The sequence below is a fragment of the Vibrio ishigakensis genome (genome assembly GCF_024347675.1).
GTDB classification, from domain to species: Bacteria; Pseudomonadota; Gammaproteobacteria; order Enterobacterales; family Vibrionaceae; genus Vibrio; species Vibrio ishigakensis.
In genome coordinates this window covers 2,029,483-2,055,747 of the sequence record NZ_AP024881.1, presented here as the reverse complement: position 1 = coordinate 2,055,747, position 26,265 = coordinate 2,029,483, and the positions used below count along the sequence as shown (strand labels likewise).

Below are 26,265 nucleotides of genomic sequence, written 5' to 3'. Positions count from 1 at the left end.
CTTTGAAAATGAATAACGTGGAACATTCAATGAAAAAAAATATTCTAATTCCAAGTGCAATCGCGGCAGCGGTAATGATGTCAACATCAGCGTTCGCGAAAGACCTAAAAGTAGCAACCAGTGCTCAAGTAGGTTCACTACAGTACAACACGACTCAGTACTTCACTGAGCACGCGAACAAAGAGTTCGATAAAGCAGGTATTGATTACAACCTGAAGTTCTTTGGTGCTGCGCAACTTGGTAAAGACAAAGACGTACAACAAAAACTAAAACTAGGCACCATCGACCTAGCACTTCTGACCTCTACGCTACCAACTCACGTTTCTGAAATGGCGCTATTTGAGCTTCCGTTCCTAGTATCTGACCGCAACCACGTGGCTAAGATCGAAGAGCAAGTGTTCTGGCCATACATTGCACCTGCTGCAGAGAAGAAAGGTTATAAGGTTATCGGTTTCTGGGAAAACGGCTTCCGTAACATCACTAACTCTAAGCGTCCAATCAATGAGCCATCAGACCTTCAGGGCCTAAAAGTACGTACTCCAAACAGCTCTTGGCGCGTGAAGATGTTTAAGAACTGGGGCGCAAACCCAACTCCAATGGGCTTTAGCGAAGTATTCATCGGTCTACAGACTGGCGTTATCGACGGTCAAGAAAACCCATACACCAACATCTATGCGGCGAAACTGCAGGAAGTTCAGGGTTACCTAAGCGTGACTAACCACGTGTACACCCCAGCTTACCTAACAGCTGGCGCGCGTCACTACGGCAAGCACCCAGAAGAGGTTCGTGAAATCCTTGAGCAATCAGCGAAAGCGGCTCAGCAGTGGGGTTACGAGCAAGCATCTCAACTTGAAACTGAGCTTCAGCAGAAGCTGGTTGATGGCGGTATGAAGCTAAACGTAGCTAACCGTCAGGCGTTCGTTGATGCAAGTGGTCCTATCTATGACGACTTCAAAGCTAACGTAAATAACGGCGACGTAATGCTAGAAAAAGCTCTAGCAAGCGCTGAATAAAAATCTAGCCATGTCCGAGAGGGCATGGCTTTTATACCTGTTTGGGGGATTCGATGTCATTTAGAAGCGGTATAAATGTCATATCCAATCTGTTGGAGAAGGTGCTGATAGTTATCTCAGTGACTATTTTGCTATCACTGAGCGCCATCATCATTACAGCGGTATTTTCTCGTTTTGGCGGGGCGTCACTTTATTGGTATGACGAAGTGTCTGCCATTCTTCTTGCCTGGCTAACTTTCTATGGTTCTGCACTTTGTGCACTTAAACGCTCACACATGGGATTCGGCGGCTTTATTGCAAGCCTTCCTTTGACCAGTCGTAAGGCTTTGTTCTTGTTCAGTGAGCTAATTGTTATTGCCTTTTTCGTCACTATTGCGTGGGCAAGTTACTACATTCTACAAATTTTCGGTGATGAGACCCTAACTAGCCTGGAGTTCATCCCACTTTCATTCGCTCAATCTGCTCTACCTGTTGGTGCCGTCCTATTTGTGGTGGCTCAGCTGTGTTCTTTCCCTAAAGCTTGGGAGATGGTGAGCAAGGGCACGACCCAAGAAGATGAAGAGATCGAAGAAGCGATCCGTGATGCTAAGAAAGAGATGCGCGATGTAATGGAGGCAGTGAAATGAGTTCGATTGCGGTTTTAATCTGCCTTATCGCCCTAGTAATGATCAACGTGCCAATCGGCATTGCGATCGGTGCGGTAGCACTAGTGGGCATGGTAGCCACTTCAGGTATTGATGCTATCTACAACGCAGCCCTAGCTATGTTTGAGGGTGGCTCTAAATTTACCCTACTATCAATCCCATTGTTCGTATTTGCCGGCGCATTGATGAACACAGGTGGTATCTCACTTCGTCTCATCAACTTTGTGAACGCTATTGTAGGCTTTGTACGTGGCGGTCTGTCCATGGTTAATGTGGGTGTATCGATGATCTTTGCAGAGATCTCGGGCTCGGCGGTAGCAGACGTAGCAGCACTGGGTTCAATCCTTATCCCAGCGATGAAAAAGCGTGGTTATTCAGGTAGCTTCTCAGCGGCGGTAACCTCATCATCGGCGTCACTTGCGGTAATTATCCCACCATCACTGCCGATGATCATCTACGGTGCAATGGCTGATGTGTCTATCTCACAGCTGTTTGTTGCGGGCATCATCTCTGGTCTACTTGGTGCGGCGGGTATGTTTGGCGTGTGTTACTACTACGCGGTGAAATACGATCTACCTCGTGAAGACTCGTTCAGCCTACGTAAGCTTTGGGTTGCATTTAAAGATGCGTTCTGGGCTCTAACTCTACCGTTTGCCATCCTTGGCGGTATCCTTTCTGGCTTTATGACAGCTACAGAAGCGGCAGGTATCGCAGTGCTGCTGGCTATCATCATCTCAGTATTTATCTACAGAGAGATGAATCTGAAATTGTTCTACAAAGCGGTCATGGAAGGGGTTACAGGTACCTCTGTAGTAATGCTTCTGGTTGCAACTTCTGCGGTTCTAGGTCTGTTCCTAACCGAGCAAGAAGTACCACAAGCAATGGCTGCTGGCATCTTGAGTATCTCTGAAAACAAATATGTGGTTCTGATGATGCTGAACATCATGCTACTGATTGTTGGTGTATTCCTACACGGTGCAGCGGCCATCATCCTAACCGTACCTATCGTACTACCACTTATCCACGAGCTCGGCATCGACCCAATTCACTTTGGCATCATGCTTGCGCTAAACATCTCAATCGGTCAACAGACACCACCGGTAGCAAGTGTACTTATCACAGCTTGTTCTATCGCGAAAAAAGACATTTGGGCAGTTACTAAGGTTAACGCCATGTTCATCGCGGTACTGGTTGCAGTGCTGATGCTGGCAACCTACGTACCAGCTATCTCTGTAGGCTTCGTCGATTATCTATACAAATAAGATTTAAAGGAATAAACCCATGACTAAACCAACTATTGCTCTTGTTCTAGGTGACCCATCAGGTATCGGTCCAGAGGTAGCAGTGAAAGTATTGGCAGAAGAAGAAAACCGCCAGCAAGCTAACATCCTTATCATCGCTGAAGAGTATGAACTGCGTAAGGGTATGGATGTAGCCCAGGTTAGCTTCGACTACGACGTGGTATCTAGCTTTGAAGAAGCACAGTTTGAGGGTGATAAGCCGGTTCTACTGACCTTTAAAAACTCAAACGAAAAAGAGATTGAGTACGGGAAAGCAACCCCACAAGGTGGTCAATATGTACTTGATTCACTAAAGATTGCGGTAGACCTAACCCTTGAAGGTAAGACTCACGGTATCTGCTTTGCTCCACTGAACAAGCAAGCGATGAGCCTAGCCGGCCTTGCACACCGAGACGAGCTGTCTTGGTTTGCAGAGCTAACTGGCTATAAAGGCTTTGGCTGTGAAGTGAACGTGGTTGATGACATCTGGGCTGGCCGTGTTACATCGCATATCCCATTCAAAGATGTAGTAGACAACCTAAGCGTAGATTCTGTGCTTGAGACCATCGAGCTTATGGATCGCACTCTAAAATCGGCTGGCTTCGAAGAGCCTAAGATTGCGGTTCAAGCGCTAAACCCACATGGCGGTGAGGGCGGTCTATTCGGTGATGAAGAGATCACTATCATCACTCCAGCTATCGAAAAGGCGAAAGAGAAGGGCATTCAAGCGTGCGGTCCTTTCCCTGGTGACACCACTATGTGGATCGTTGAGAAGCAGGGCCTTAACTCAATCGTTTCCATGTATCACGACCAGGGTGCAACTGCACTTAAGATGATGGGCTTTGACCGCGGCGTAACCGTTCAGGGCGGTATCCCTATCCCAATCGCGACAGCAAACCACGGCAGTGCGTTCGATATCTATGGTAAGAACATCGCATCTACGGCAGCGATGAAGAACGCACTGACCACAACCGTCAAGATGGCGACCAGTTATCAGAAAAAATTTGCGTAAGGATGTAGCAATGAGAAAACCAAAGAAACTGATCAACGACCCTATGCGCGTTGCCCAAGAGCAATACGAAGGTATGCTTGCGGCTATGAGCGGCAAGCTAGAAGGCCTGCCAGGTATTACGGCAGCGATTCGTACTGACCTGCCGTCAGACAAAGTGGCTATCGTAACCGGTGGTGGTTCAGGTCACGAGCCACTGTTTGCAGGCTATGTTGGTAAAGGCTTGGCAGATGCGGCCGCTCTGGGCGATATCTTCGCAGCTCCCGCACCAAACGTCATCATGCAGACCACAGAAGCGGTGGATAACGGCAAAGGCGTTATTTACATCTACGGTAACTATGCCGGCGATAACATGAACTTCGACATCGCAGCTGAGCTTGCTGATGATGAAGACATCAAGACTCACACTGTACGTGTATGGGACGACGTAGCATCGGCGCCACTTTCTAAGATTGAAGAGCGTCGCGGCACAGCCGGTGACCTATATGTTCTGAAGATCGCGGGTGCGGCGTCTGAGAAATACACTGACTTTGACAAGATTGTTGAGCTGACTGAGCGCTCTCGTGACTACACCCGTTCAATCGGTGTGGCACTGTCTGCGGGCTCGGTTCCTCAAACTAATTCGTTCAACTTTGAACTGCCAGACGATGAGCTGGAGATTGGTATGGGTCTTCACGGTGAACCAGGTGTGGCTCGCGAGAAGATGTCTTCGGCTGACGAGGTCGTTTCAAAGCTGGTGGATCAGCTGTGTGGTGACCTGCCATACCAGTCTGGTGATGAAGTGTGTCTACTAGTGAACAACCTAGGCTCTTCAACTTATATGGAGCTTCTGATTGCTACTCGCCAAGCACATAAATTGCTGGCAGAGCGTGGCATCAAGGTTCACGACACCTTAGTAGGTAACTACTGCACCTCTCAAGAGATGTCTGGCTACTCAATCACTCTACTTAAGCTAGACGAAGAACTAAAAGAACTTTACGACTACTCATGTGACTCATTTGCTCTAAGGAAGTAACAAAATGGATGTACAAAACGCAAAACAAATGATGGCTTATGTTGCTGACAAAATGGTGGCGAGCGAGCCTGTACTGACTAAATTTGACCAAGCTATTGGTGATGGCGACCACGGCATCGGTATGGAGCGTGGCTTCAAGGCGGTTCAAGAGCTTCTAGCGGATGAGAGCTTTGCACCAGCTGATGTGAGCAAGCTACTACTTAAGATCGGCACAACCATGATGTCGACGATGGGCGGTGCATCGGGCGCGATCTTCGGTACGCTTTTCCGTTCAGGCGCTAAGGCTATCAAGGGTGCAAATGAGCTAAACACACAAGTGCTTTCTGAATTCCTAGCGGCTGGCCTACAAGGCGTTTACGAGCGTGGCGGTGCAGCGCCTGGTGACAAGACAATGATCGATGCACTGGTAGCGGCAGTTAAAGAGTCTGAGTCTCGTCAAGGTGAGCTAAGTGAGCACCTACCAGCAATTGCTGCTGCAGCGCAAGCTGGGGTAGAGGCGACTAAAGACATGATCGCGACCACAGGTAAAGCTAAGACACTAGGTGAGCGCTCTCTAGGCCACCCAGATCCTGGCGCTATGTCTATGGCGTTCATCCTTCAGTTCATGTGTGAATTTGCGACAGAGCAGGTTGCTGCATGAAGAAGCTGTGGATAGGGACTAGCTGGAAGATGAACAAAAGCAAAGCTGAGGCCCAAGCTTGGACCTTGGCAACTCGTGAGGCGATCGAATCGTCTCCTGAGTCGGTGCAACCGTTTGTCATTCCTCCGTTTCCTTATGTGGATCAGGTAAGCCAAGCCTTCGCTGAGTCTAAAGCGGTGGTTGGTGCGCAGAACATGTGCTGGCAGGATGCAGGGGCATTTACCGGTGAGGTTTCGCCTTTGCATCTGAAAGACTGTGGTGCAACCCTAGTTGAGCTGGGCCATTCTGAGCGTCGCGCCCAATTTGGTGAAACCGATGAAACGGTGAACAAGAAGGTGCTGGCCGCATTGAAACACGGTCTCACTCCTTTGGTATGTGTTGGTGACACTCATCAAGAGAAGGCCTGGGGCGTTTCTATCGAGTCGGTTGTTCGTCAGGTGAAGATTGCGCTACACCAAGTACCTAGCGCTCAGGTGAGTGATGTGATTATCGCTTATGAGCCAGTATGGGCGATTGGCGAGCATGGCACACCCGCGACAGCTGCTGAGGCGGCAAGCGTGCATGATGCACTTCGTACGGCACTGACCGACAGCTTTGGTGAAGACATTGCCCAGCGTACAGTGCTTTTGTACGGTGGCAGTGTGAATCTTGAGAATGCCAATGAGCTTCTTAGTCAGACCAATATTGATGGCCTATTTGTTGGGCGCACCGCTTGGAATGCTGAGGGCTATTGTCATCTTCTTGAGATAGCTAGAGCGCATAGTTAACTGTGCAACAGGTTCAGTTAATAGCATGGATATTGGCTGGATTTGTGTTGGCGCGAACCGTTAAACAGGTTCGCAGCCAACATGTGGATGCGGTGCGCAAGTTTGCCTTCGCTTTCCTCACTCCAACCCTGTTTTTCGGCGCCATGAGTCGTGCTGATCTAGAGGTGTTACCTTCTTGGCAGATGGTTGGAGGTTATTTAGTCAGCATTATGCTGCTGTTTTTCGTGGTCAGGCTCTTCCTAAGTCAATCTCAAGTGCAGAGTGTGGCCGAAAGTAACGTGAAATCCATCTCAGCTCTTTACCCAAATGCGGTAGGGGTTGGGGTACCGCTTATCTTCTCACTTTATGGGAACGAGGCTGAGCTGATGTTGATGGGAATAGTCTTCGTCAACCTAGTGCTTATACTGCCTGCATTCAATGTTCTCATGATACGAAGCGGTGAAGAGGGATTTTACAGCTACAGCAAGGTAGCGACCGATCCGATTTTGTTGGCTATCGTCGGCGGTGCCTTGATTAATCTATTTGGAATCAGCTTGCCAGCTTGGTTGGCAAGCTCTATTGACGGCATAGGCTTTATCGCCTTACCGATTATTTTGGTGGTATTAGGCGCAAGCTTGGGCTTTTATCGCACCGATGACCTAAAGCAACAAAAGGTGTCGATGCTCCTGTTTGTGAAGGTAGTGGGTTTCCCATTTGCCGCCCTGATTGTGGCGCAGTATCTATTTTCACTGTCTGCCATAGAGACTCAGGTTCTGGTGCTATTGTGCGCCTTGCCGACGGGGATCAACGTCTATTTGTTAGCTGAGCGCTATCAGGTAGCGAGAGAATCTACCGCGAGCGTGATCCTAGGCTCAACCACTTGCTCACTGGTCTCCCTCATTGGATGGGAGATGGTTGTTTCCCGTTTAGCGTGAGGCGGGAACTAAGGATGGAAAATGAACATTATTGATAGGTTAGCGATTAATACCGCCATTTTTGATGGCCATGACCTTAAGATCTCTCTTAAAACGATAAAAAGCCTAGGTGTGAAGAAGGTAGAGTTCGCATTTAACCAGGGGTATGTTGGCCAATTGGACAGAGACATGTTCTCTGAAAATCACGCCAACTATCTGCTCTCTCTACTAGAGAAAGAGGGGCTGACTACCGATGCTCTGGGCTGCACCATGAATCTGGCAGCGCCAAATGCGATTGAAGAGTTTAAGCTGCGTATCCGTTTTGCTAATAAGCTTGGCGTAACCTATCTTAACACCTGTACAGGTCCTATCGGTGAGAGACACACCATAGTACAGAACCTAAAAGAGCTAGCGCCCTATGCCGAGGAGCATGGCTGCGTTATCTGTATCGAAAACGGTGGTGACCACAACTTCAATGCCTTTGTCAGTGCTGAAGATGGGGTGCGTATCTTAGGTGAGGTAGGGCACTCGGCGTTGGCGCTGAACTTCGACCCAGGCAACTCGGTCTCTCTTGCACCTAACCTTAGCCCAGCAGAAGAGGCGAAATTTGCCCTTCCGTTTTGTCGTCACTTCCATGTGAAGGATGTTTTGGTACACGATGATAAATTTACCTTCCCGACTTTGGGTGAGGGCATCATCAACTACAAACCCATCATAGAAGCGATCAACAATCGCAACCTTTCATTCAGCATTGAGAAGCCGCTACGTATGTCACGTCGCAAGGATACCTTCCCAGTGCGCGGTCGCTCACCAGAGAGCATAGAGATTATCACTAAGGTGTTGGATGACAGCATCTCCCATATTCGCCAACTGGCAGAAGAGGCATAAAAGATGGCAATCAGCAGTATCGAGGAGCTCCTCGAAGATTATCGTCAAGGCAAAATGGTTATCCTAATGGATGACGAAGACAGAGAGAATGAAGGGGATATCATGATCGCGGCGGAGTGCATCTCGCCGGAGACGATCAACTTCATGGCCACCCATGGGCGCGGGCTGATCTGCCTGACTCTAACTCAAAAGCGCTGTCAGAACCTGAATCTTATCCCTATGGTGTCTAACCCAACAGAACCTTGGGCAACGGCGTTTACCGTTTCTATCGAGGCGGCAGAGGGCGTGACAACGGGGATCTCAGCTGAAGACCGCTCGGTAACCGTGCAGGCGGCCGTAGCAAAAGATGCCGTGGCGGCAGACTTGGTTCAGCCAGGGCACATTTTTCCGCTAGCGGCGAAAGATGGTGGCGTACTAAACCGCGCAGGTCACACCGAAGCTGGCTGTGATCTGGCGAGACTTGCGGGTTTTGAACCTGCCTCAGTTATCGTAGAGATCCTAAATCCTGACGGCACTATGGCGCGTCGTCCAGAGCTAGAGGTGTTCGCTGAAGAGCATGGCATTAAGCTAGGTACCATCGCTGATCTGATTGCGTATCGTAATCGCACCGAAACCACGGTAGAGCGCATAGCTGAGTGTAAACTGCCGACCGAGTTTGGTGAGTTTGATATGGTGACCTACCAAGATACTATCGATAAGCAGGTGCACTATGTCCTGAAAAAGGGTGAGATCTCAGAAGAGCCATCTTTGGTTCGAGTTCATATGCCCGAGCTGTTTAACGACCTATTTGCGGCCACTAGGCAAGGAGCTCGACACTGGCCTATCGAGCGTGCTCTTGGCAAGGTGAGTGAAGAGGGTGGCGTTGTGGTTATCTTAGGTAAAGAGGAAGATTCCAACAGCAAGATAGCTAAGGTGAAGCGTATGCAGGCTGAAGAAAGTGGCAAGCCGGTGCTCGCCACTAAGGGAACAGACTACTCAAGACAGGTAGGTGTTGGCTCTCAGATCTTAGCCGACCTTGGCATCAGCAAGATGAAGCTACTGTCATCGGGTAATACTCGCTATCACTCTCTGTCAGGCTTTGGCCTTGAGATTGTGGAATACGTCACCGAGTAAGATGTTGGATTAGTTAAAACGCCAGGCCACGAAACGACTCAGTTTCTGGCCTTGCCCCATATCCACTACTTTAATATCAGAGGCTTCAAGTTGCTTGAGCCTCTTTTTTAGTTTTGCCACATTCTCTTTCTTGGAGATAAGGGTGCTAAACCACTTCACCTGAGAGGCAAACAGTTTGCTCTCATCGGCCATGCTCTTAACGAAGGCCTCTTCTCCCCCAGGGCACCATAGCTCAGCCTTTTGACCGCCAAAATTCAGACCTGATTTCACATCCTTTGTTTTGTCAGTATTGCCGCGCTTACGCTTATTAGCCGCAAGATTTTTTGCTTTGCGCAGCGTGCCTTGCTCGGCCTCTTGCAGTGATTTATGAAACGGTGGATTACACATGGTGAGATGATACTGCTCACCGGGCTGAATGATGCCTTTAAAGATGTGTTTGGCTGAGTCTTGCAAGCGACAATCGATGCGCCCTTTTAGCTTAGGATTAAGGCTTGCGATGGCTTTAGAGGATTTCACCGATATAGGGTCAATATCACTGGTGACAAACTGCCACTGATACTCAGTTGCCCCTATGATTGGATAGATAAGGCTAGCGCCTGTGCCAATATCCAGCACACGTACCTTGGTCTCTTTATTGTCGACGAACTCAGACAACCTATGCACGTAATCCGCACGCCCCGGAATAGGCGGGCATAGAAAACCCTTGGGTAAGTCCCAAAACTCGATGCCATAGTGGTGCATCAAAAGCGCTTTGTTTAGCAGCACCACAGATTCGCTGTCGGTAAAGTCTATGGTCTGCTCACCTTTTGGGTTGCGCTTAACCTTAGCTGAGAGTGCAGGCAGTGCCTTGCACAGCGCAGGAATATTGTAACGACCCTTGTGCGGGTTATTCGGGTGTAGACCGGGAGAGGCAGGTTTATTCATAGCTTTACGGACGATTCGATTTTGCGAGAGTCTAGCATGAATAAGAGCCATACATAGGTAATCTTGCAAAGTAAGGCCAAAGCTTGCTATCTTCGCGCCTCAATTTCAAAGTGTGATCTTAGTCCAACTCTTCTATGTCCAATCGCAATATTCAAACCGCTATCCTGCTTCTGGTATTGGCAAACCTGATGGCCTCTTTTTCAGATGTCTCTCTGAAGGTGCTAAACGGTGAGGTGCCAACCTTTCAGTATGTGCTGATCCGCCAGATCTTGAGCTTAGTGTTTATTGCCCCACTTTGGTTAAAACAGCCAAGAGAAGAGCGTATGTCAGGCTGTTGTAAGGTCAACTTTTGGCGAGCGCAGTTTATTTTGATTGGCAGTGGCTGTGCCATGGTGGCCATTACTCATCTAACCCTAGCCACCGCCAATGCCATGTTTTATGTGGCGCCTTTGATGATGCTCCCTCTATCGGTAGTGTTTCTAAAGGAAGTCCCACCGATGAAGAAGATTATTGCCACGGGTATCGGCTTTGTAGGGGTGCTGGTGGTGCTAAGGCCAGAGCATTTTCACTGGGCGGCAATCATAGCGCTTGGTAGCGCGCTGGCGATGGCGGTGGGGAATATCCTTATCCGAAAACTTCCGAAGCAGTCTGTGGTGACTACGCTGTTTTGGACTACCGCTCTGACCATTCCGGGTGCTTTTTTATTGGCATTGCCAAATTGGGGTGAGATAGAGCCTCGTCATCTTTTCTGGATAGCCGCGATAAACTTCTTTGTATTGGCTTATCATGCGCTAGTGGTGTTTGCCTACCGTAAGGCAGAAGCTGGCCAGATTGCTCTAGCTGAATACTCGGGCTTGGTGTTTGTCACCATCTTTGGAATTATCGGGTTTGATGAGGTGCCGGATATGCTGACCACCTTGGGTATCTTGATGATAGTGGTGCCTCTGATGCCGATACGCTGGCGCCGTTCTAAAAAAGAACCGATTCCGGCGCAAGATACTGCTACATAACGAGTTTTTTTGGCTAAGCTTTTTAGGTGCAATTGGCACAAGGAGGAGCTAGCTTGAAAATTATCCTAATGATCATCACCCACACCATCACCTTAGGAGTGGGGTTTGCCTTGGGTATCTATCTACTGCCGGTACTAACTGCGCCTCCAGCGCCTACCGAGCAGATCATCCGCCATTTCGACAGCGCGCAGTTCACCGCTAACTTCACTAAAGAGCGTCAGGACAGTGACTTTTTCCACTGGGGAGAGGGTAAGGTCAATATAAGTGATTCACAGATCTCTTTTATGGGGGAGCTAGCCCCGGGTCCTGATTACAAGCTTTATTTGTCTCCAGAATTTGTGGAAACCGAAGCTAAGTTCAATGAGCTCAAATCGCAGATGGTGCAGATAGGGGATGTGAAAAGTTTTACTGGTTTTAGCCTGCCAGTGGACTCCTCGGTAGATATTGATAACTACAACACAGTAGTAGTGTGGTGTGAGAGCTTTGGTGAGTTCATCACCTCAGCACAATATAAATGATCCCTTGTAGCGCACCTTAGGTAAAAATCTCAGGAGGTGCGCTTATGAAACCGCTAATACTCACCATTACCTTACTCACCGCTGGATTCTCTGGTGGTGCATTTGCTTGTGCTGACATTCTTAAGGTAAGCCAGCAAAAACTCAACTCCACTGAATCTATCGACTTTTGCCAAGCCTTTGAGGGGAAAACCCTATTGGTGGTGAACACGGCCAGTCAGTGTGGCTTTACGCCGCAATATAAACAGCTGGAAGCCCTGTACCAAAAATATAAGCAGCAGGGACTAGTGGTAGTGGGCTTTCCGTCCAACGACTTCAACCAAGACCGTGGGGGCGAAGAGAATACCGCTAAGGTTTGCTATCTAGATTACGGGGTTACCTTCCCTATGGTGGCGAGAACCTCAATCAAGGGCAAGAATGCCAATCCTGTGTTTAGTAAGATCGCCAAACAGTCTGGTGTGTCACCGCGCTGGAACTTTTATAAGTTCTTAATTGATAAAGACGGTGAGGTGGTAGCGACCTTTCCAAGTAGCGTTTCTCCAACCAGTGGTACGCTAACCGATGTGATTGAACAGCACCTCTAGAGACTGACCACGCGCCACATCAGTTTTTTCAGCAGTAGCAAAAAGCCTATGGGGATCAAAATGGTCTTCAGCGTAAAAAGCGCTATCAGGGTAAGCAGATTTTCGATGAGGTCTTCTATCTTGTCTTGAAGACGCTCGAAGTCTTGCTCCCACTGCTCTTTGGTTTGCTCGAAGCCAGACGACAACGAGTTCCAAGCTCGACTCGCTTGACCCCACAAGCCATCGTCTTCTGGCGGTGGCGTTTCTATTAGCTTCTGGTTTATCTGTTGAATGTCTTGCTTGATAAAGTCTGTCTGTTGGGTGAGTTGATCAGCCTGCTGATTGAGAAAGAGGCTGTCGACCACACCATTCAACAGCAGTGCCAAAACGATAATAAAGCGCGATAAACAGATAATGCCAAAGGCAGTTCGCAGGAACTTACTTAGGGCGGGGGATAGCTTCAGCCAAAGGGTGCAGAGAAATCCGATACCTGATATCAGCACTATGGCGTTGAACACCTTAGTTGAGAACATCTCTAGCAGTATTTTTTGCAGGCCAAGAGATGCCAAGGCGGTGGTCAGAACGGTAGAGGTGGATTGCAATATCTCTGTGGCCGGAGAGAGCACCTCACCGATACTGACAGTTAGAAAGGGAACGCTGATTTCGGTCCCCTCCAATAGAGCGATAACCGCATGGATTGCCCTGACCGAGGCAAAGGCGATCACCCCTTGGTCTATGGATTGGTCTAGCAGTTGATGGGTATAGCTATCTGCAACATTAAGGCTGGCAGTGAGCATCAAGGCAACCGCGAGACATGTAAGCAACACGCGCTGCTTTGCCGTGAGATTATTAAAATCTATACCCATAGTAACTTCCTATTAGTACGGCACTGGGAACTGCTTAATTACAGCACCAATCTTGTCCAAAGCAGCTTGGTCTAGCGTGATATCAAAGGCATCGATATCTTCTTTTAATTGAGCCACAGAGGTTGCACCTATGATGCTTGAGGTAACCCCGTCCACTTGATTACACCATGCCAGTGCAAGTTGAGCTGGAGTGATATTTAGCTCGGCAGCGATTGCCACATATTGAGCCACAGCGTTATGGGTATTGTCCGTATCACGTAGCAGTCCGTGTCTTTGTGGGATTGACCAACGGCTACCCTTAGGTCTTGCTCCGTTGGCATACTTACCTGTCAGCACGCCGGTTGCCAGTGGAGACCATGGCAAATAAGCCACCTCTTCTTGGATGCACTGCTCGATAAGATAAGGCCAGTCTTTTAGACACAGAAGGCTAAATTCATTCTGGATTGACACCATCTTAGGAAGGTCATGTTGCTGAGCAAGCTTAAGGTAAGTAGAGATACCCCAAGGGGTATCATCAGAAAGGCCACAGTGACGGATCTTGCCTGCCTTGATGCACTCAGAAAGGGCTTGCAGTATCTCAAGCATCTGAGAAGTCTGTTCCTTACCATTGTCATCAGAGAAGGTTACATGTCCCGGCCAATGTTTACCGAAATGCGGGGTAGTGCGATTTGGCCAGTGCAGTTGATACAGGTCGATATAATCTGTCTGCAGACGTTTTAGAGAGGCATCTACAGATTGAATGATGGCTTCACCGTTAATAGGGCCGCCTTCGCGAATCCACGGCAGGCCAGAGCCGGCTATCTTGGTGGCCAACACCATTTCCTGGCGTCGGTTTGAGTTTCTCGAAAACCAGTCGCCTATGATGGATTCCGTTTTGCCATAGGTATCCGGCGTCGGAGGAATGGCATATAACTCTGCGGTATCGATGAAGTTTACCCCTTGGTTTAGGGCAAATTCGATCTGCTGGTCGGCGTCTTGTTGATTGTTTTGTCTTCCCCAGGTCATGCTTCCAAGGCAGACACGGGAAACATTGAGGTCGCTGCTTCCGAGCTTAGCGTATTCCATGTGCTTTCTCTGTCGGTATTGAAGAGTTTTATTAAACCACAATTTGCTTGGGCTGTACCCCTCGGACTAAACTGCGTGTATATAAAAGAAGGAATCCAACTCTTTGATTCGTATAGCAAGTCTTAATCTATTCAACTATATACAGCCACCATCAGCCTATTATGACTTCGAGAATATCTACTCTCAGAAGCAGTGGCAGGACAAACAGGCTTGGCTTACGCGAACCCTGTTCGAGCTCAATGCCGATGTGATTGGCCTGCAAGAGGTGTTTAGCGTTGAGGCGCTAAAGCAGCATCTGTTTTCCTTGGGTTATGGGTACTTCTATGTTGCTGGTGAGCCTAAGCTTGAAAGTGATTATGTCTTCTCTGAGCCAGTGGTGGCGATAGCCTCACGTTACCCCATCACAGATGTCAAAACACTCGAAGTAGATTCTCGTATTCGCTCTGAGTTCTCTTTTAGTCGAGCGCCCTTGCTCGCGACGGTCGTGTGTCCCGAACTCGGAAAGCTGGATTGTTGTGTGGTGCATTTTAAGTCCCAAAGGCCAACAGCATTTGACGTAGATGAAGCGCTTAGGGCTGAGTTGGGTGAGGTTGAGAGGTGGCGCTCTACCTCGCAGCGGGGTATGGAAGCGCGCTACCTTTTATATCTTCTAAGAAAAGCCAAAGCTTCAAACGGTAATCCTCAGGTTCTGATGGGGGATTTTAACCGAGATCTACCTAGTACAGAGCTAAGTTGTTTGGTCGAGGGTGACGCTCGCTTCTTGTTTGACCCTAAAACCTTTATCGATTCACCCTTGCTGACGCCCACCCATTATTACGGAGAGTCAGGCTCGATTCTGGACTACATCTTAGTATCGGAAGAGCTCAGCCCAGAGAGTGCGGTGAAGGCAATCGAGGTGAGTAACTACCAGTTGATAGACAAGCACCTCGTCTCTCCGGTGTACGATCTAGACTATATGGCCAGCGATCATGCACTGATCAGCATAGATCTGAACCCTATTTCTGCCAGTTGATCTCTAACACGGGTTTATTGTCACTGTTGATCAAAAAGGCAGTATTCTCATCTGCTACCAGATCTAATTTAATGGGAAGCAGAGCAGGGCGATGAAAGCTTACTTTTAGATACCTAGTGTTTAGGTCTAAGGTGCTGATGGCTTTAGCTAACATAAACATGCCGTGGGCGATAGGACGCTTAAAGCCAAAGGGCTTAGCGGTTAGAGCATGCAGGTGAATAGGGTTGTAGTCCCCTGATACCTTGGCATAGCCCCGCACATTGGTTTCATTGAATCTTATATTTGATTTAGAGCTAAGGTGTGAGAACTCGGGCTTGGGACTAGGTTTAGACTCCATCTCAGGCTGTTTTTTAAAGCAGAAGTAGCGATTGACCATTTTCGCTCTCTCAACTCCTTCCACCATAAATCGCGCCGTGACATCAAACTCGACTCCTTTTGGATGGGGGATCTCTTTCCCTATCTCTAAAGCGACATCATGAGCTTTGTGAATATCTAGCGGCTCTGGCATCTCTAGTTCGATGGAACGATGCACTAGACCTAGCGCCTTATAGGGAAATCTTTCGTTTAGAAGCAGCTCGAGTTGGGCATTTTGGCTTGCTACAAACAGATAGGGTAGGGGCAAGCTTTTTGACTCGAAGCCTAGGTAGTCGCAGTAGTTTTTGATGTGGCTAGGGCTGAACTTGAATCCTTCAATGGTGAGTGCCATAGGCTCGATTGGGACCTTGCTTGAGCGCTTCAACAGCACCTTGGCAAAAAGTTTAAGTCCTGAACTGATATTTTCTTGCGAGAGTGTTTGGGTCATGAAAATTTAATGATTTTAATTAACTTATTGAAATCTAGTGCATTATTTTTAGACTGAAAAGCATATTCCACAGGTTTCATGCGCAATCATGCCCTAGCGCAATCTTACGTTTCAGTTTTGCCTATTGAGAGCTCCCGACCACTGACCTAGATTATATGGCGAAGGTGATGGGGTTCCACCTAATTGAACCGCCGAATTGTTGAGACGCTCAGCGTCAAACAACCCTCTCGGCTGATGACTCCTACTAAAATCGAAAACAGCAGATTACCCAACAAAGGGTATGGGCGCAGAGACATAGTCACAGTTCTATGTTGTTCGGTTTGGTAGGTAGCAGTAGCCAAATCATATCCAAACATTCGTTTGAGTACACGCCCAATATAAAAACAAGCTGTTTTCCCCGGAAGTAAAACCAGTAGAGCGGAAAACACTATGCATTACACAAACGAAATTCAGTCAATGTGTCCAATTCAACGCGGCGACCTACACGCATCATCTCCGATCCCTGTCGAGGGTCGTATGATCAATCCTAAAGATGTTATCGCAATCTCAGGTCTTAGCCACGGTGTTGGCGCATGTGCTCCTCAGCAGGGCGCTGCAAAACTAACCTTGAACGTTAAACAAGGTATCATCGAAGAAGTTCTTATCGAAACCATCGGTTGCTCAGGCATGACTCAGTCAGCGGCGATGGCATCTGAAATCCTAACTGGCAAAACTATCCTTGAAGCGATGAACACTGACCTAGTGTGTGACGCTATCAATGTAGCAATGCGCGAAATCTTCCTACAATTTGCTTATGGCCGTTCACAATCTGCTTTCTCAGAAGGTGGCCTAGAAGTAGGTGAAGCACTGGAAGACCTTGGTCAAACCCTTCGCAGCCAGGTAGGTACAAGCTACTCAACTAAAGCTAAAGGCGTTCGTTATATGGAGATCGCTGAGGGCTATGTAACTCGCATGGGTCTAGACGAAAACGACGAAGTTATCGGCTACGAGTACATGAACCTAGGTAAATTCATGAAAGCAGTAAACGCAGGCGTTGACGCTGACACGGCACTAAAAGAAGCATCAGGCACTTATGGCCGTTTCGATGAAGCTGTGAAAACCATCAACCCACGTCAGCAATAATTCTAAAGAGGATTGAATCATGAACCAACCAACTCAAGCTCTACTAGCAGAAATGAACATGAACTCTTTGGAAGAAGCGTTCGCATATTGTAAAGAATTTGGCATCGACACTCGCGAGCAGGTGATGGAAACCCAGCCAATCGCATTCGAAAGCGCAGTTGAAGCCTACACAGTCGGCACGGCTTACGCGCTATTTACTGACAGCAAAAGCTCTATCGAGGCAGCTGAAGCTATCGGTCGCGGTCTACAAGCAGCGTGTAAACCAGGCAGTGTTGCAGACCAGCGCCAAGTAGGTATCGGTCACGGCGCACTAGCAGCTCGCCTATTAGACGAGAAAAGCACTTGTTTTGCATTCCTAGCAGGTCACGAGTCATTCGCAGCAGCGGAAGGTGCTATCAAAATCGCACTCAACGTAAACAAAGCACGCACAACTCCGCTTAAAGTAATCCTTAACGGTCTTGGTAAAGATGCCGCGTATCTAATCTCTCGCATCAACGGCTTTACCTATGTTCGCACTCAGTTTGACTATGAAACTGGTGAGCTAAAAGAAGTTGAGCGTCGTCGCTTCTCTCAAGGTCCTCGCGGTGAGATAACTTGTTACGGTGCAGATGATGTTCGTGAAGGCGTGGCTATCATGCGTAGCGCTGGCGTGGACGTGAGCATCACAGGTAACTCTACCAACCCAACTCGCTTCCAACACCCAGTAGCCGGTATCTACAAAGCAGAATGTAACCGTGAAGGTCTTCCTTACTTCTCTGTAGCTTCAGGTGGCGGTACAGGTCGTACTCTACACCCAGATAACGTGGCTGCAGGTCCTGCTTCTTACGGCATGACAGATACCATGGGTCGTATGCACGCTGACGCTCAGTTTGCAGGTAGCTCTTCAGTACCAGCACACGTAGCTATGATGGGCTTCATCGGTATGGGTAACAACCCTATGGTAGGTGCATCTGTTGCTCTTGCAGTAGCAGTAGACGAAGCGCTTAAAGCAAAACGCGCTTAACCCTTAATTAGGAGCCCATCAGGTTCCCTCTTATACCTGATGGACTTCTTTTTAAATTGCCCTTAGTGAGGATTTTCCGCCAAAGATCCTGGCTATATTTGCGAAGTGAGCCTTATTAAATGACCCCCTTACCCGTTTAATGCCAAGCGAGCTTTGCCATAGTGACCCATGAATCCGCTCTTTGTGAGTCACTTTGAGGGCATTAAAGCCGGTCGAAACTTTTTTAGTTCGACCGGCTTTTCCTTCTTTAACTCCCTGAAAAGTGAGCCATAATTCCCAAAGGCTTTTTCTATTTTCAGGGAATACAGTGTCAGACCAAGAAGCGAAGTTTGTCGAAGGCTCGACCATGAAGCACATCCTGACCATGTCAGGGGCAGGCTCCATCGGCTTGATGTCACTCTTTATCGTCGATCTGCTCGATATGATGTTTATCAGTATGTTGGGACAGGTGGAACTTGCGGCAGCGGTTGGCTTTGCTGGCACACTCATCTTCTTCTCTACCTCCATCTCTATTGGTACTTCCATTGCCATGGGCGCTTTGGTTTCGAAAGACCTTGGTGCTAAGCGCTTAGACAATGCCAGGCAGTTAGTAATGAATGTGTTGGTGACCGCGTTTCTAGTGAACGCCGTGGTCACAGGTATTATGACTTACTACATCCCTGAACTTTTGGCCTTGATTGGCGCTAAAGGTGAGGCGTTAGAGCATGCGAAAGACTATATGTACATCCTGCTTCCGACTACGCCAGCCGTCGCCCTAGGTATGGCTGCAGGTGCGGCGCTACGTGCGGTCGGGGATGCCAAGCGATCTATGATGGCGACTATATGGGGTGGGGTAGTGAATGCGATATTAGACCCTATCTTTATCTTCCTGTTTATGTGGGACGTTCAAGGTGCCGCTTTGGCCTCAGCGGTTTCTCGTTTTACCGTATTGGCTTTCTCGCTGTGGCCTTTGATTAAACAGCATGACTTAGTGGGACGATTTAACCTTTCCGAGTGGATAGGTAGCCTAAAGCCTGTCTGTGCTATCGCTATTCCTGCGGTGTTTACCAATATCGCAACCCCTGTGGGTAATGCCATAGTGACCAGTGGTATTGCGAAATTTGGTGAGGATTATGTAGCGGGTTTTGCGGTGATTGGTCGTCTTACCCCTGTAGTATTTGCGGCTATCTTTGCTCTATCGGGCGCAGTGGGGCCTATCATAGGACAGAACTATGGCGCAGATAGGCTAGATAGGGTAAAGGAGACTCTGTTTAACTCCTTGATTGTGGTCACCATCTATTGCTTGGTGGTGAGCTTGATATTGTATCTACTTCAATCTCAGATAGTGTTTGGCTTTAGCCTCACCGGTGATGCCGATACCATCGTTCGAATATTTTGCACTTATGTGGCTATTACCTTTGTGTTTAATGGTGCGCAGTTTGTGGCGAATACCTCGTTTAATAACTTAGGTAAGCCGCTGTACTCGACGGCGCTTAATGTTGGCAAGGCGACATTAGGTACTATCCCATTTGTTTATCTAGGTTCGGCGTGGTTTGGCGCACTTGGGGTTCTGTATGGACAGGCACTGGGCAGTGTTGTGTTTGGTCTAATCGCGCTTGGTGCGCTTCGCTATCATGTATACCAACTCGATTGCGCTGCTTGTACGAAAGATGATCTGGATGAAAGTTTGCAGGCGGTTAACATGCAACCCTTCTGTACCCACGATGCGGCAGTGATTGAAGAGTTAGCTAAGAATGAGCAACCTTTAATTGAGGTATCAGAGCAGAAATAAAAAAAGCCCAGTCATGTGACTGGGCTCTCTGGTATTTAAGGGAATTAACCCGCTAGAACGTCCGTTGCTACCTTGTAGCTCGGGTCTTCTTTTACGTTAATCTCAACCAAGCTGCCTGCTTTTTGCAGTAATGCACGGCAGTCTTGGCTTAGGTGACGCAAGTGTAGGGTTTTACCTACTGCCGAGTAACGCTCAGCCAACGTCTCAATAGCCTCGATAGCTGAGTGATCGGTTACACGAGAGTTAGCAAAATCTACAATCACATCTTGTGGATCGTTTTGCGCGTCAAATAGTTCAAGGAAGTTAGCAGCTGAACCGAAGAATACAGGACCATTGATATGGTACTCTTTTGAGCCTTCTTGATTAATGTGGCTGCTCGCATAGATGTGTTTTGCGTGGTTCCAAGCAAACATAAGTGCAGAGGCTACAACACCTACCGCTACCGCAACTGCAAGGTCAGTAAGAACCGTTACTGTGGTTACTAGCACGATAACAAAGAAATCTTGCTTCGGCACACGCTTAGCCAACTTGAAGGTTGCCCATTCAAAGGTGCCGATAACTACCATAAACATAACGCCCACTAGTGCCGCAAGCGGGATCATCTCAATAAGCGCAGAAGCGAATAGGATGAACACTAGTAGCGCTACTGCGGCTACGATGCCTGATAAACGACCACGGCCACCTGAGTTTACGTTGATCATCGACTGACCAATCATTGCACAACCACCCATAGCGCCAAATACCGAACAGCTAAGGTTTGCGATACCTTGACCTACACATTCGCGGTTGCTTTGACCACGGGTGTTTGTCATCTCATCCAGAACGGTCAGAGTTAGTAGTGATTCGATAAGACCGATTGCCGCGAGCACGATAGCGTATGGCAGGATGATCTGTAGCGTCTCAAGGTTGAATGGCACCGCAGGAATAGCAAAGGTTGGTAGTGTGCCTGCTAGGGTCGCAGCTTCATCGCCAGACATAGAACGCAGGAAGTCTACAACGGTGCGAGTTTCTAGACCAAACACATGCACGAGAGCGGTTACGGTTACGATAGCAACCAGAGAAGAAGGTATTGCTGTGGTTAGCTTAGGCAGGAAGAAGATGATTGCCATAGTTAGCGCAACCAAACCAAACATGATGGCCAGTTGATCGCCTGGAAGCCAAGTCATTACACCAGCGATATCCGGTGCTTGGAACTGACCAAGCTGAGCAAGGAAGATCACAATAGCCAGACCGTTTACAAAGCCGATCATTACAGGGTGTGGCACGATGCGGATAAATTTACCCAGCTTAAACACGCCGGCTAGCACCTGTATAACACCGGTTAGCATAATGGCTGCAAATAGATACTGAACACCGTGAGTGGCCACTAGGCTTACCATCACAACTGCCATTGCACCGGTTGCACCAGAGATCATACCCGGACGGCCACCGAAAATAGAGGTTACTAGGCCAACAATAAATGCAGCATACAGACCCACCATAGGGTCAACGCCTGCAACAAACGCAAAAGCAACGGCTTCTGGTACCAGTGCTAGGGCAACGGTTAAACCAGACAGAACGTCATTTTTAACGCTTTGACTAGAAAACTGAGGAGATTCAAACATGGGATTAACGTATCCGTTTCTACAAAAGTTCAGCTAAAACATAGCCTAGCTGAGAGGAAATTTTCATTTTGTTACAAATGGTGTAAGTCGGCGGATACTATAGGAAACAAGGAATAAGTGCAATCAATTGCTGAACTTATGAGCTAATAACGACCATAAATAAAAGGCATAAAAAAAGAGCCAACCCGGAGGTTGACTCTTTCTGTTTAGCGTTAAAGCTTGTTTAGCCTAATGTCTTAGACATTGCACTACCCGCTTGGCTGGTGGCCGCTTGGCTACCTGCACCTTTAGGCTCGTAGCTAGGGCCGGTAAATGGCGCTGCCTCGATGTTGATTTCGCGAGAGGTCTGTGGACCTGGCGCTTTAGTCATTGCTGATTGAGCGTGACCTTTAACTTCAACAGGAGCTTTAGCCTTTGGAGCTTCTACAGGTTTATCTACCTTAGGCGCTTCAACCTTAGCAGCCTTCTTAGGAGCCGCTTTCTTAGGTGCTTTCTTCGCCTGAGGTTTCTGCTTAGCTTCAATTACTGGCTTAGCCTGATATTGAGCAACAGATTGAACCACTGCTGGGATGATTAGCTTAGCTTCTGCTTTAGGCGCTTCAACTGGTGCTGGAGCTGCAGTCTGCTTGCTTAGGATAATTACTTTACCCATCGACATCTCAGGAGTCGCGTAACCACCTAGAGTTGCTTTCGCCTTAGGCTTGCGCTTTCTACCTTTGTACAGGTCGTACTTAGGCATAACCTTACCCATAGCCATCTCTGGAGACGCTACACCACCTTTACGTAGGCGGAATGGGTTAGGGCGACGATCGCGACCGCGACGACGACGCTGACCACTTGCACGTAGGTGACGTGGAGAGCGACGGTTACGGCGTTGTTTGCCTTCACCTTTACCAGTTTCAGCTTCAGGGGCTTTTTGCTCTTGAGGCTTAGCTTCGGCTTTTGGCGCTTCTGCTTTCTTAGGTGCTGTTTTCTCAGTAGCAACCGCTGCAACTGCTTCTGTTGCTTGAGTTTCTACCTGCTCAGCGGCTTGTTGATCCTTAACACGAACCTGGCGTTTTAGCTGACGACGTTGGCGACGCTGTTTAACCTGGCTAGTCTTAGTCTCTTTGTCGCTACGAGGTGCTTCAGTTTGCTCAGCGGCTTGCTTAGCAATCTGCTTGCCTTGCTCTTCAACCTTGCTGTTCTGAACTGGTTTCTTCTCGTTACGAGGCTTGCGCTTGTTCTCGTTGCGGTTGTCTTGACGACCTTCGCTACGTGCGGCTTTCTCTGGACGAGCTGTTTGTTGAGCTTCATCTTTGTCAGCATTGCGGTTGCGATTGTTGTTCTTACGACGGTTGTCACGGTTGTTACGGCGACGGTTGTCGTTACGGTCACGACGTTGCTTCGGCTTGTTCTTCTTCGGTTCTGGCTTCTCTTCCTTCACCTCTTCTTCAGAGCTGAATAGACCCGCAATCGCAGAAATGATGCGAGAGATGATGCCAGGCTTCTCTACTTGCTTAGGCTCTTCAGCAACTGGTGCTTTAGCCTTAGGAGCAGGAGTTGGTGCAGGAGCAGATTGAGTCGGAGAAGCAAAACCTTGCAGTGCAGGTTGTTCAATCTTCTTCGGTGCGATTTCAGCTTCTGCTGGCTCGCGAGACTCAGCTTCTTTCATTGCCTCTAGCTTCTTAGGAAGTAGGTATGAAAGTAGGTTTTGCTCTTCACCATCACGAACACGGATAACCTCAAAGTGAGGAGTTTCCATGTCAGAGTTAGGAACGATAGTGATCTTCACTTCTTGGCAACGTTCGATGTGGTTTACGCTGCGACGCTTCTCATTGAGTAGGTAAGAGGCGATAGATACAGGCACTACAGCCAGTACCTGAGAAGTGTTGTCTTTCAGTGCTTCTTCTTCAATTAGACGAAGAACAGAAAGGGCTAGGGATTCGTTGTCACGCACAACACCGGTACCGCTACAGCGAGGACAGATGTGGTGGCTCGCTTCTGCAAGAGAAGGGCTTAGACGCTGACGAGACATCTCTAGTAGACCGAAGCGAGAGATACGACCGATCTGTACGCGAGCACGATCTAGACGTACTGCTTCACGTAGACGGTTTTCTACTTCACGCTGGTGGCGTACTGGTGTCATATCGATGAAGTCGATAACCACTAGACCACCTAGGTCACGCAGACGAAGTTGACGAGCAATTTCATCAGCTGCTTCTAGGTTGGTGTTCAGTGCAGTCTCTTCGATATCGCCGCCCTTAGTTGCGCGAGCAGAGTTGATATCGATTGAGGTCAGTGCTTCAGTTGGGTCGATAACGATCGAACCACCTGATGGCAGACGTACTTCACGTTGGAACGCAGAGTCGATTTGACTCTCGATCTGATAGTGACTGAACAGAGGTACTTCACCGTCGTATTTCTTAACACGGTTGATGAAATCAGGGCGAACCAAATGGATGTGCGCGCGAGCACGCTCAAAGATGGTGTTGCTGTCGATCAGGATTTCACCGATGTCACGACGTAGATAGTCACGAATCGCGCGAACGATTACGTTACTCTCTTGGTGGATCAGGAAAGGTGCTTGGTTAGCATCAGCCGCTTCTTTAACAGCATTCCAGTGGTTAAGTAGAACATTAAGGTCCCACTCAAGCTCTTCTGCACTCTTACCAACGCCAGCGGTACGAACGATCAGACCCATGCCTTGAGGCAATTCTAGGGTGCTTAGTGCCGCTTTAAGTTGAGTACGCTCATCACCCTCGATACGACGAGAAATACCGCCGGCACGTGGGTTATTTGGCATAAGAACTAGGTAGCTACCAGCAAGAGAGATAAAGGTGGTTAGAGCTGCGCCCTTGTTACCACGTTCTTCTTTCTCAACTTGTACGATTACCTCTTGGCCTTCTTTAAGCACTTCTTTAATGCTTGGACGACCTTGGTAGGTGTAACCTTCAGGGAAATAATCGCGTGCTACTTCTTTAATAGGAAGGAAACCGTGTCTTTCAGCGCCGTAATCGACAAATGCAGCTTCTAGACTTGGCTCAATGCGGGTGATACGTCCTTTGTATATGTTTGCCTTCTTAGATTCGTGGCCAGGGCTTTCAATATCAAGATCAAACAGCTTCTGTCCATCAACGAGGGCAACACGCAACTCTTCTTTTTGAGTTGCGTTAATCAACATTCTTTTCATTAAAAATCTCGTTGTATTTCTTTCAATATTTTTTATTTGTGTCGCTGTAGTCTTTCGATGGTGCCGATCCCGTGGTTATATCTTGCAACCTCACGGCTGGAAGGGATGCTCGCGGGCACTTTTGTCATCATGATTCGTTAAATCCAAAACATGATCTGCGAAAAAGGTGCAGTCGAACTCTGCATCGAAAGGTAGAAGTCGAGCGACAAGTTTGTTCAATTTCAATGTCTTATGCCTTACGCTGCATTGGTAAAAAGAACAAGCGACTTCGATCTTTTGGTCAATAAATCGATGAGTAAACTGTAGAATATTACTGAGCGATTAGATTGATTGACGAACTATAACAGTGTCACTAATTCACAGCAATCAGCTTTCAAACAAAGCGTCAGAAAAAAACTAAAAAAAGATAAAGGGATCGCCGTAGATGCCTGATTTGTGGGCGATTCGCATCAAGATCACAGTTTGAAATTATTTTTATCCAGAAAGTTGTACACAGGTTTTCAAAATTGATTCATCGCTTCTGATTAAGTTATGAGCGATCCGCTTTTGTTTTGAAATATGTGATTTAAAGCAACTTTGAATGTTAGACTAACGAAATGAGTGAAATTAGAACCCAAGTGCAGTTTGTCGAGATTGATTCTGACATGGCTGGACAGCGAATCGATAACTTTCTTCGCAATCAATTAAAGGCACTTCCTAAGAGCATGGTTTACCGAATCGTGCGCAAGGGTGAGGTGCGTGTGAACAAAAAGCGCGTTAAGGCAGAGTATAAGCTTCAAGCCGGTGATCTTGTGCGTATCCCTCCGGTGACCATTCCTCAAGAGGAAGAGAATCCTGGTCTTAGCACTAAGCTGAACAAAGTTGCTGAGTTAGAAGACTGCATCATTTTTGAAGATGAGCATATGCTTATTCTTAATAAACCTTCGGGTACGGCAGTACATGGCGGCAGTGGTTTAAAGTTTGGCGCAATCGAGGCGCTTCGTGCTCTTCGTCCTCAGGCTCGGTTTTTGGAGCTTGTGCACCGTATCGACCGTGATACATCAGGCATCTTGTTGGTTGCTAAAAAGCGCTCAGCTCTTCGTCATCTGCAAGCGCAGTTCCGTGAGAAGACAGTACAGAAGTATTACTTTGCTCTTGTGATGGGTGAGTGGAAGTCTTCGATTCGTAAAGTAACGGCACCGCTTCTTAAGAATGAAGTTAACAGCATTGTTCGCGTGAACCCGAACGGTAAGCCTTCCGAAACTCGCTTTAAGATCATTGAGAAACTCAATCAAGCGACCTTGATTCAAGCAAGCCCAATTACCGGTCGTACTCATCAGATCCGTGTGCATACCCAATATACCGGCCACCCAATTGCGTGGGATGACCGATACGGTGACCGCCGTTTTGATGCTTACACTGGAAAAGTTGGGCTAGACCGCCTGTTCTTGCATGCTGCGCATATCAAGTTTGTTCATCCAGGCAGTGGTGAGGAGATGGAAATCAAAGCGCCGATGGAGAAGAAATTGGTTAAGGCTGTTGAGGGGTTGAGAGTTAAGGGTTAACTCTCAGGGCTTTGATGGTTTGAAGATCCC

Annotated in this window: 24 protein-coding genes and 1 riboswitch; of the genes, 18 read left to right on the top strand and 6 right to left on the bottom strand. The window is 48.1% G+C overall.

Annotation, left to right across the window (positions count from 1 at the left end; all coding sequences use genetic code 11):
* The first annotated feature begins 29 nt into the window (after nt 1–29).
* Genes Pcarn_RS09340 through ribB form a run of 10 tightly spaced genes read left to right on the top strand, consistent with a single transcriptional unit; the run spans nt 30 to nt 9,262 of the window.
* Entirely contained in the window at nt 30–1,013 is a 984-nt protein-coding gene (locus Pcarn_RS09340) for a TRAP transporter substrate-binding protein (RefSeq protein ID WP_261833600.1), read from the top strand.
* A gap of 53 nt (nt 1,014–1,066) precedes the next feature.
* The gene (locus tag Pcarn_RS09335; protein WP_261833599.1) at nt 1,067–1,639 is read left to right on the top strand and encodes a TRAP transporter small permease; all 573 of its coding nucleotides are present in this window, start codon (nt 1,067–1,069) and stop codon (nt 1,637–1,639) included.
* Nucleotides 1,636–2,919 (top strand): TRAP transporter large permease, encoded by a 1,284-nt coding sequence (locus Pcarn_RS09330; protein WP_261833598.1) that lies wholly within the window; start codon nt 1,636–1,638, stop codon nt 2,917–2,919. The genes Pcarn_RS09335 and Pcarn_RS09330 overlap by 4 nt, the downstream gene beginning before the upstream one ends.
* A 19-nt stretch (nt 2,920–2,938) precedes the next feature.
* Complete coding sequence (locus Pcarn_RS09325; protein ID WP_261833597.1) at nt 2,939–3,949, top strand: 4-hydroxythreonine-4-phosphate dehydrogenase PdxA; 1,011 nt, start codon at nt 2,939–2,941, stop codon at nt 3,947–3,949.
* Nucleotides 3,950–3,959: 10 nt separating this feature from the next.
* Nucleotides 3,960–4,961 carry a dihydroxyacetone kinase subunit DhaK gene (locus Pcarn_RS09320; RefSeq protein WP_261833596.1) on the top strand — a complete coding sequence of 334 codons (1,002 nt, stop codon included), beginning with the start codon at nt 3,960–3,962 and terminating at the stop codon, nt 4,959–4,961.
* Between the two features lie 4 nt (nt 4,962–4,965).
* On the top strand, nt 4,966–5,601 hold the full coding sequence (dhaL, locus tag Pcarn_RS09315; RefSeq protein WP_261833595.1) for a dihydroxyacetone kinase subunit DhaL: 636 nt from the start codon (nt 4,966–4,968) through the stop codon (nt 5,599–5,601).
* Nucleotides 5,598–6,368, top strand: coding sequence for a triose-phosphate isomerase (locus tag Pcarn_RS09310; protein ID WP_261833594.1), 771 nt, complete (start codon nt 5,598–5,600; stop codon nt 6,366–6,368). The genes dhaL and Pcarn_RS09310 overlap by 4 nt, the downstream gene beginning before the upstream one ends.
* A gap of 2 nt (nt 6,369–6,370) precedes the next feature.
* Nucleotides 6,371–7,282 carry an AEC family transporter gene (locus Pcarn_RS09305; RefSeq protein ID WP_261833593.1) on the top strand — a complete coding sequence of 304 codons (912 nt, stop codon included), beginning with the start codon at nt 6,371–6,373 and terminating at the stop codon, nt 7,280–7,282.
* Nucleotides 7,283–7,303: 21 nt separating this feature from the next.
* Complete coding sequence (locus tag Pcarn_RS09300; RefSeq protein WP_261833592.1) at nt 7,304–8,149, top strand: sugar phosphate isomerase/epimerase family protein; 846 nt, start codon at nt 7,304–7,306, stop codon at nt 8,147–8,149.
* 3 nt (nt 8,150–8,152) lie between these two features.
* Nucleotides 8,153–9,262, top strand: coding sequence for a 3,4-dihydroxy-2-butanone-4-phosphate synthase (gene ribB / locus Pcarn_RS09295; protein WP_261833591.1), 1,110 nt, complete (start codon nt 8,153–8,155; stop codon nt 9,260–9,262).
* A 9-nt stretch (nt 9,263–9,271) separates the two neighbouring features.
* Here the strand turns inward: ribB and rlmF are convergent, their stop codons facing one another.
* Entirely contained in the window at nt 9,272–10,186 is a 915-nt protein-coding gene (gene rlmF, locus Pcarn_RS09290; RefSeq protein WP_261833590.1) for a 23S rRNA (adenine(1618)-N(6))-methyltransferase RlmF, read from the bottom strand.
* A 134-nt stretch (nt 10,187–10,320) separates the two neighbouring features.
* Here rlmF and Pcarn_RS09285 point away from each other — a divergent pair, with 134 nt between their 5' ends.
* The 3 genes from Pcarn_RS09285 (at nt 10,321) to Pcarn_RS09275 (ending at nt 12,295) form a co-directional block, all read left to right on the top strand.
* Nucleotides 10,321–11,196, top strand: coding sequence for a DMT family transporter (locus tag Pcarn_RS09285; RefSeq protein ID WP_261833589.1), 876 nt, complete (start codon nt 10,321–10,323; stop codon nt 11,194–11,196).
* Between the two features lie 68 nt (nt 11,197–11,264).
* Entirely contained in the window at nt 11,265–11,714 is a 450-nt protein-coding gene (locus Pcarn_RS09280) for a DM13 domain-containing protein (RefSeq protein WP_261835664.1), read from the top strand.
* Between the two features lie 44 nt (nt 11,715–11,758).
* Nucleotides 11,759–12,295: a glutathione peroxidase gene (locus Pcarn_RS09275; RefSeq protein WP_261833588.1), complete on the top strand. Its 537-nt coding sequence runs from the start codon at nt 11,759–11,761 to the stop codon at nt 12,293–12,295.
* On the opposite strand, the gene Pcarn_RS09270 is transcribed toward Pcarn_RS09275, so the two are convergent.
* Nucleotides 12,292–13,140 (bottom strand): hypothetical protein, encoded by an 849-nt coding sequence (locus Pcarn_RS09270; RefSeq protein WP_261833587.1) that lies wholly within the window; start codon nt 13,138–13,140, stop codon nt 12,292–12,294. The genes Pcarn_RS09275 and Pcarn_RS09270 overlap by 4 nt on opposite strands.
* A gap of 12 nt (nt 13,141–13,152) precedes the next feature.
* Nucleotides 13,153–14,205: an aldo/keto reductase gene (locus Pcarn_RS09265; protein ID WP_261833586.1), complete on the bottom strand. Its 1,053-nt coding sequence runs from the start codon at nt 14,203–14,205 to the stop codon at nt 13,153–13,155.
* Between the two features lie 103 nt (nt 14,206–14,308).
* Here Pcarn_RS09265 and Pcarn_RS09260 point away from each other — a divergent pair, with 103 nt between their 5' ends.
* Entirely contained in the window at nt 14,309–15,217 is a 909-nt protein-coding gene (locus tag Pcarn_RS09260; RefSeq protein WP_261833585.1) for an endonuclease/exonuclease/phosphatase family protein, read from the top strand.
* On the opposite strand, the gene Pcarn_RS09255 is transcribed toward Pcarn_RS09260, so the two are convergent.
* Nucleotides 15,201–16,019, bottom strand: coding sequence for a MaoC family dehydratase (locus tag Pcarn_RS09255; RefSeq protein WP_261833584.1), 819 nt, complete (start codon nt 16,017–16,019; stop codon nt 15,201–15,203). The genes Pcarn_RS09260 and Pcarn_RS09255 overlap by 17 nt on opposite strands.
* A gap of 154 nt (nt 16,020–16,173) precedes the next feature.
* A riboswitch (Fluoride riboswitch) is annotated at nt 16,174–16,270 on the top strand.
* A gap of 178 nt (nt 16,271–16,448) precedes the next feature.
* Between Pcarn_RS09255 and Pcarn_RS09250 the strand changes: the two genes are divergently transcribed.
* The 3 genes from Pcarn_RS09250 to Pcarn_RS09240 all read left to right on the top strand — a co-directional run bounded on the left by Pcarn_RS09250 (nt 16,449) and on the right by Pcarn_RS09240 (nt 19,915).
* A complete protein-coding gene (locus tag Pcarn_RS09250) occupies nt 16,449–17,141 on the top strand; it encodes an iron-sulfur cluster assembly scaffold protein (RefSeq protein ID WP_261833583.1) in 693 nt (230 codons plus the stop codon).
* A 19-nt stretch (nt 17,142–17,160) separates the two neighbouring features.
* A complete protein-coding gene (locus tag Pcarn_RS09245) occupies nt 17,161–18,144 on the top strand; it encodes a GGGtGRT protein (RefSeq protein WP_261833582.1) in 984 nt (327 codons plus the stop codon).
* A 307-nt stretch (nt 18,145–18,451) separates the two neighbouring features.
* Nucleotides 18,452–19,915 carry an MATE family efflux transporter gene (locus Pcarn_RS09240; protein ID WP_261833581.1) on the top strand — a complete coding sequence of 488 codons (1,464 nt, stop codon included), beginning with the start codon at nt 18,452–18,454 and terminating at the stop codon, nt 19,913–19,915.
* A 44-nt stretch (nt 19,916–19,959) separates the two neighbouring features.
* On the opposite strand, the gene Pcarn_RS09235 is transcribed toward Pcarn_RS09240, so the two are convergent.
* Together Pcarn_RS09235 and rne are read right to left on the bottom strand one after the other, a co-directional pair.
* Entirely contained in the window at nt 19,960–21,519 is a 1,560-nt protein-coding gene (locus Pcarn_RS09235; RefSeq protein WP_261833580.1) for a SulP family inorganic anion transporter, read from the bottom strand.
* Nucleotides 21,520–21,742: 223 nt separating this feature from the next.
* Nucleotides 21,743–24,691, bottom strand: a complete 2,949-nt coding sequence (gene rne / locus Pcarn_RS09230) for a ribonuclease E (protein WP_261833579.1) — start codon at nt 24,689–24,691, stop codon at nt 21,743–21,745.
* 596 nt (nt 24,692–25,287) lie between these two features.
* Here rne and rluC point away from each other — a divergent pair.
* The gene (gene rluC, locus Pcarn_RS09225) at nt 25,288–26,235 is read left to right on the top strand and encodes a 23S rRNA pseudouridine(955/2504/2580) synthase RluC (RefSeq protein WP_261833578.1); all 948 of its coding nucleotides are present in this window, start codon (nt 25,288–25,290) and stop codon (nt 26,233–26,235) included.
* Nucleotides 26,236–26,265: the final 30 nt, after the last annotated feature.

Bases quoted from the DNA above. Each gene is read 5' to 3' on its own strand.
- Pcarn_RS09275 (WP_261833588.1), top strand. From the start codon at position 11,759: ATGAAACCGCTAATACTCACCATTACCTTACTCACCGCTGGATTCTCT.
- Pcarn_RS09335 (WP_261833599.1), top strand. From the start codon at position 1,067: ATGTCATTTAGAAGCGGTATAAATGTCATATCCAATCTGTTGGAGAAG.
- Pcarn_RS09310 (WP_261833594.1), top strand. From the start codon at position 5,598: ATGAAGAAGCTGTGGATAGGGACTAGCTGGAAGATGAACAAAAGCAAA.
- Pcarn_RS09300 (WP_261833592.1), top strand. From the start codon at position 7,304: ATGAACATTATTGATAGGTTAGCGATTAATACCGCCATTTTTGATGGC.
- Pcarn_RS09340 (WP_261833600.1), top strand. From the start codon at position 30: ATGAAAAAAAATATTCTAATTCCAAGTGCAATCGCGGCAGCGGTAATG.
- Pcarn_RS09320 (WP_261833596.1), top strand. From the start codon at position 3,960: ATGAGAAAACCAAAGAAACTGATCAACGACCCTATGCGCGTTGCCCAA.
- rluC (WP_261833578.1), top strand. From the start codon at position 25,288: ATGAGTGAAATTAGAACCCAAGTGCAGTTTGTCGAGATTGATTCTGAC.
- rne (WP_261833579.1), bottom strand. From the start codon at position 24,691: ATGAAAAGAATGTTGATTAACGCAACTCAAAAAGAAGAGTTGCGTGTT.
- Pcarn_RS09285 (WP_261833589.1), top strand. From the start codon at position 10,321: ATGTCCAATCGCAATATTCAAACCGCTATCCTGCTTCTGGTATTGGCA.
- Pcarn_RS09245 (WP_261833582.1), top strand. From the start codon at position 17,161: ATGAACCAACCAACTCAAGCTCTACTAGCAGAAATGAACATGAACTCT.
- dhaL (WP_261833595.1), top strand. From the start codon at position 4,966: ATGGATGTACAAAACGCAAAACAAATGATGGCTTATGTTGCTGACAAA.
- Pcarn_RS09235 (WP_261833580.1), bottom strand. From the start codon at position 21,519: ATGTTTGAATCTCCTCAGTTTTCTAGTCAAAGCGTTAAAAATGACGTT.
- Pcarn_RS09265 (WP_261833586.1), bottom strand. From the start codon at position 14,205: ATGGAATACGCTAAGCTCGGAAGCAGCGACCTCAATGTTTCCCGTGTC.
- Pcarn_RS09280 (WP_261835664.1), top strand. From the start codon at position 11,265: ATGATCATCACCCACACCATCACCTTAGGAGTGGGGTTTGCCTTGGGT.
- Pcarn_RS09270 (WP_261833587.1), bottom strand. From the start codon at position 13,140: ATGGGTATAGATTTTAATAATCTCACGGCAAAGCAGCGCGTGTTGCTT.
- rlmF (WP_261833590.1), bottom strand. From the start codon at position 10,186: ATGAATAAACCTGCCTCTCCCGGTCTACACCCGAATAACCCGCACAAG.
- ribB (WP_261833591.1), top strand. From the start codon at position 8,153: ATGGCAATCAGCAGTATCGAGGAGCTCCTCGAAGATTATCGTCAAGGC.
- Pcarn_RS09330 (WP_261833598.1), top strand. From the start codon at position 1,636: ATGAGTTCGATTGCGGTTTTAATCTGCCTTATCGCCCTAGTAATGATC.
- Pcarn_RS09255 (WP_261833584.1), bottom strand. From the start codon at position 16,019: ATGACCCAAACACTCTCGCAAGAAAATATCAGTTCAGGACTTAAACTT.
- Pcarn_RS09325 (WP_261833597.1), top strand. From the start codon at position 2,939: ATGACTAAACCAACTATTGCTCTTGTTCTAGGTGACCCATCAGGTATC.
- Pcarn_RS09250 (WP_261833583.1), top strand. From the start codon at position 16,449: ATGCATTACACAAACGAAATTCAGTCAATGTGTCCAATTCAACGCGGC.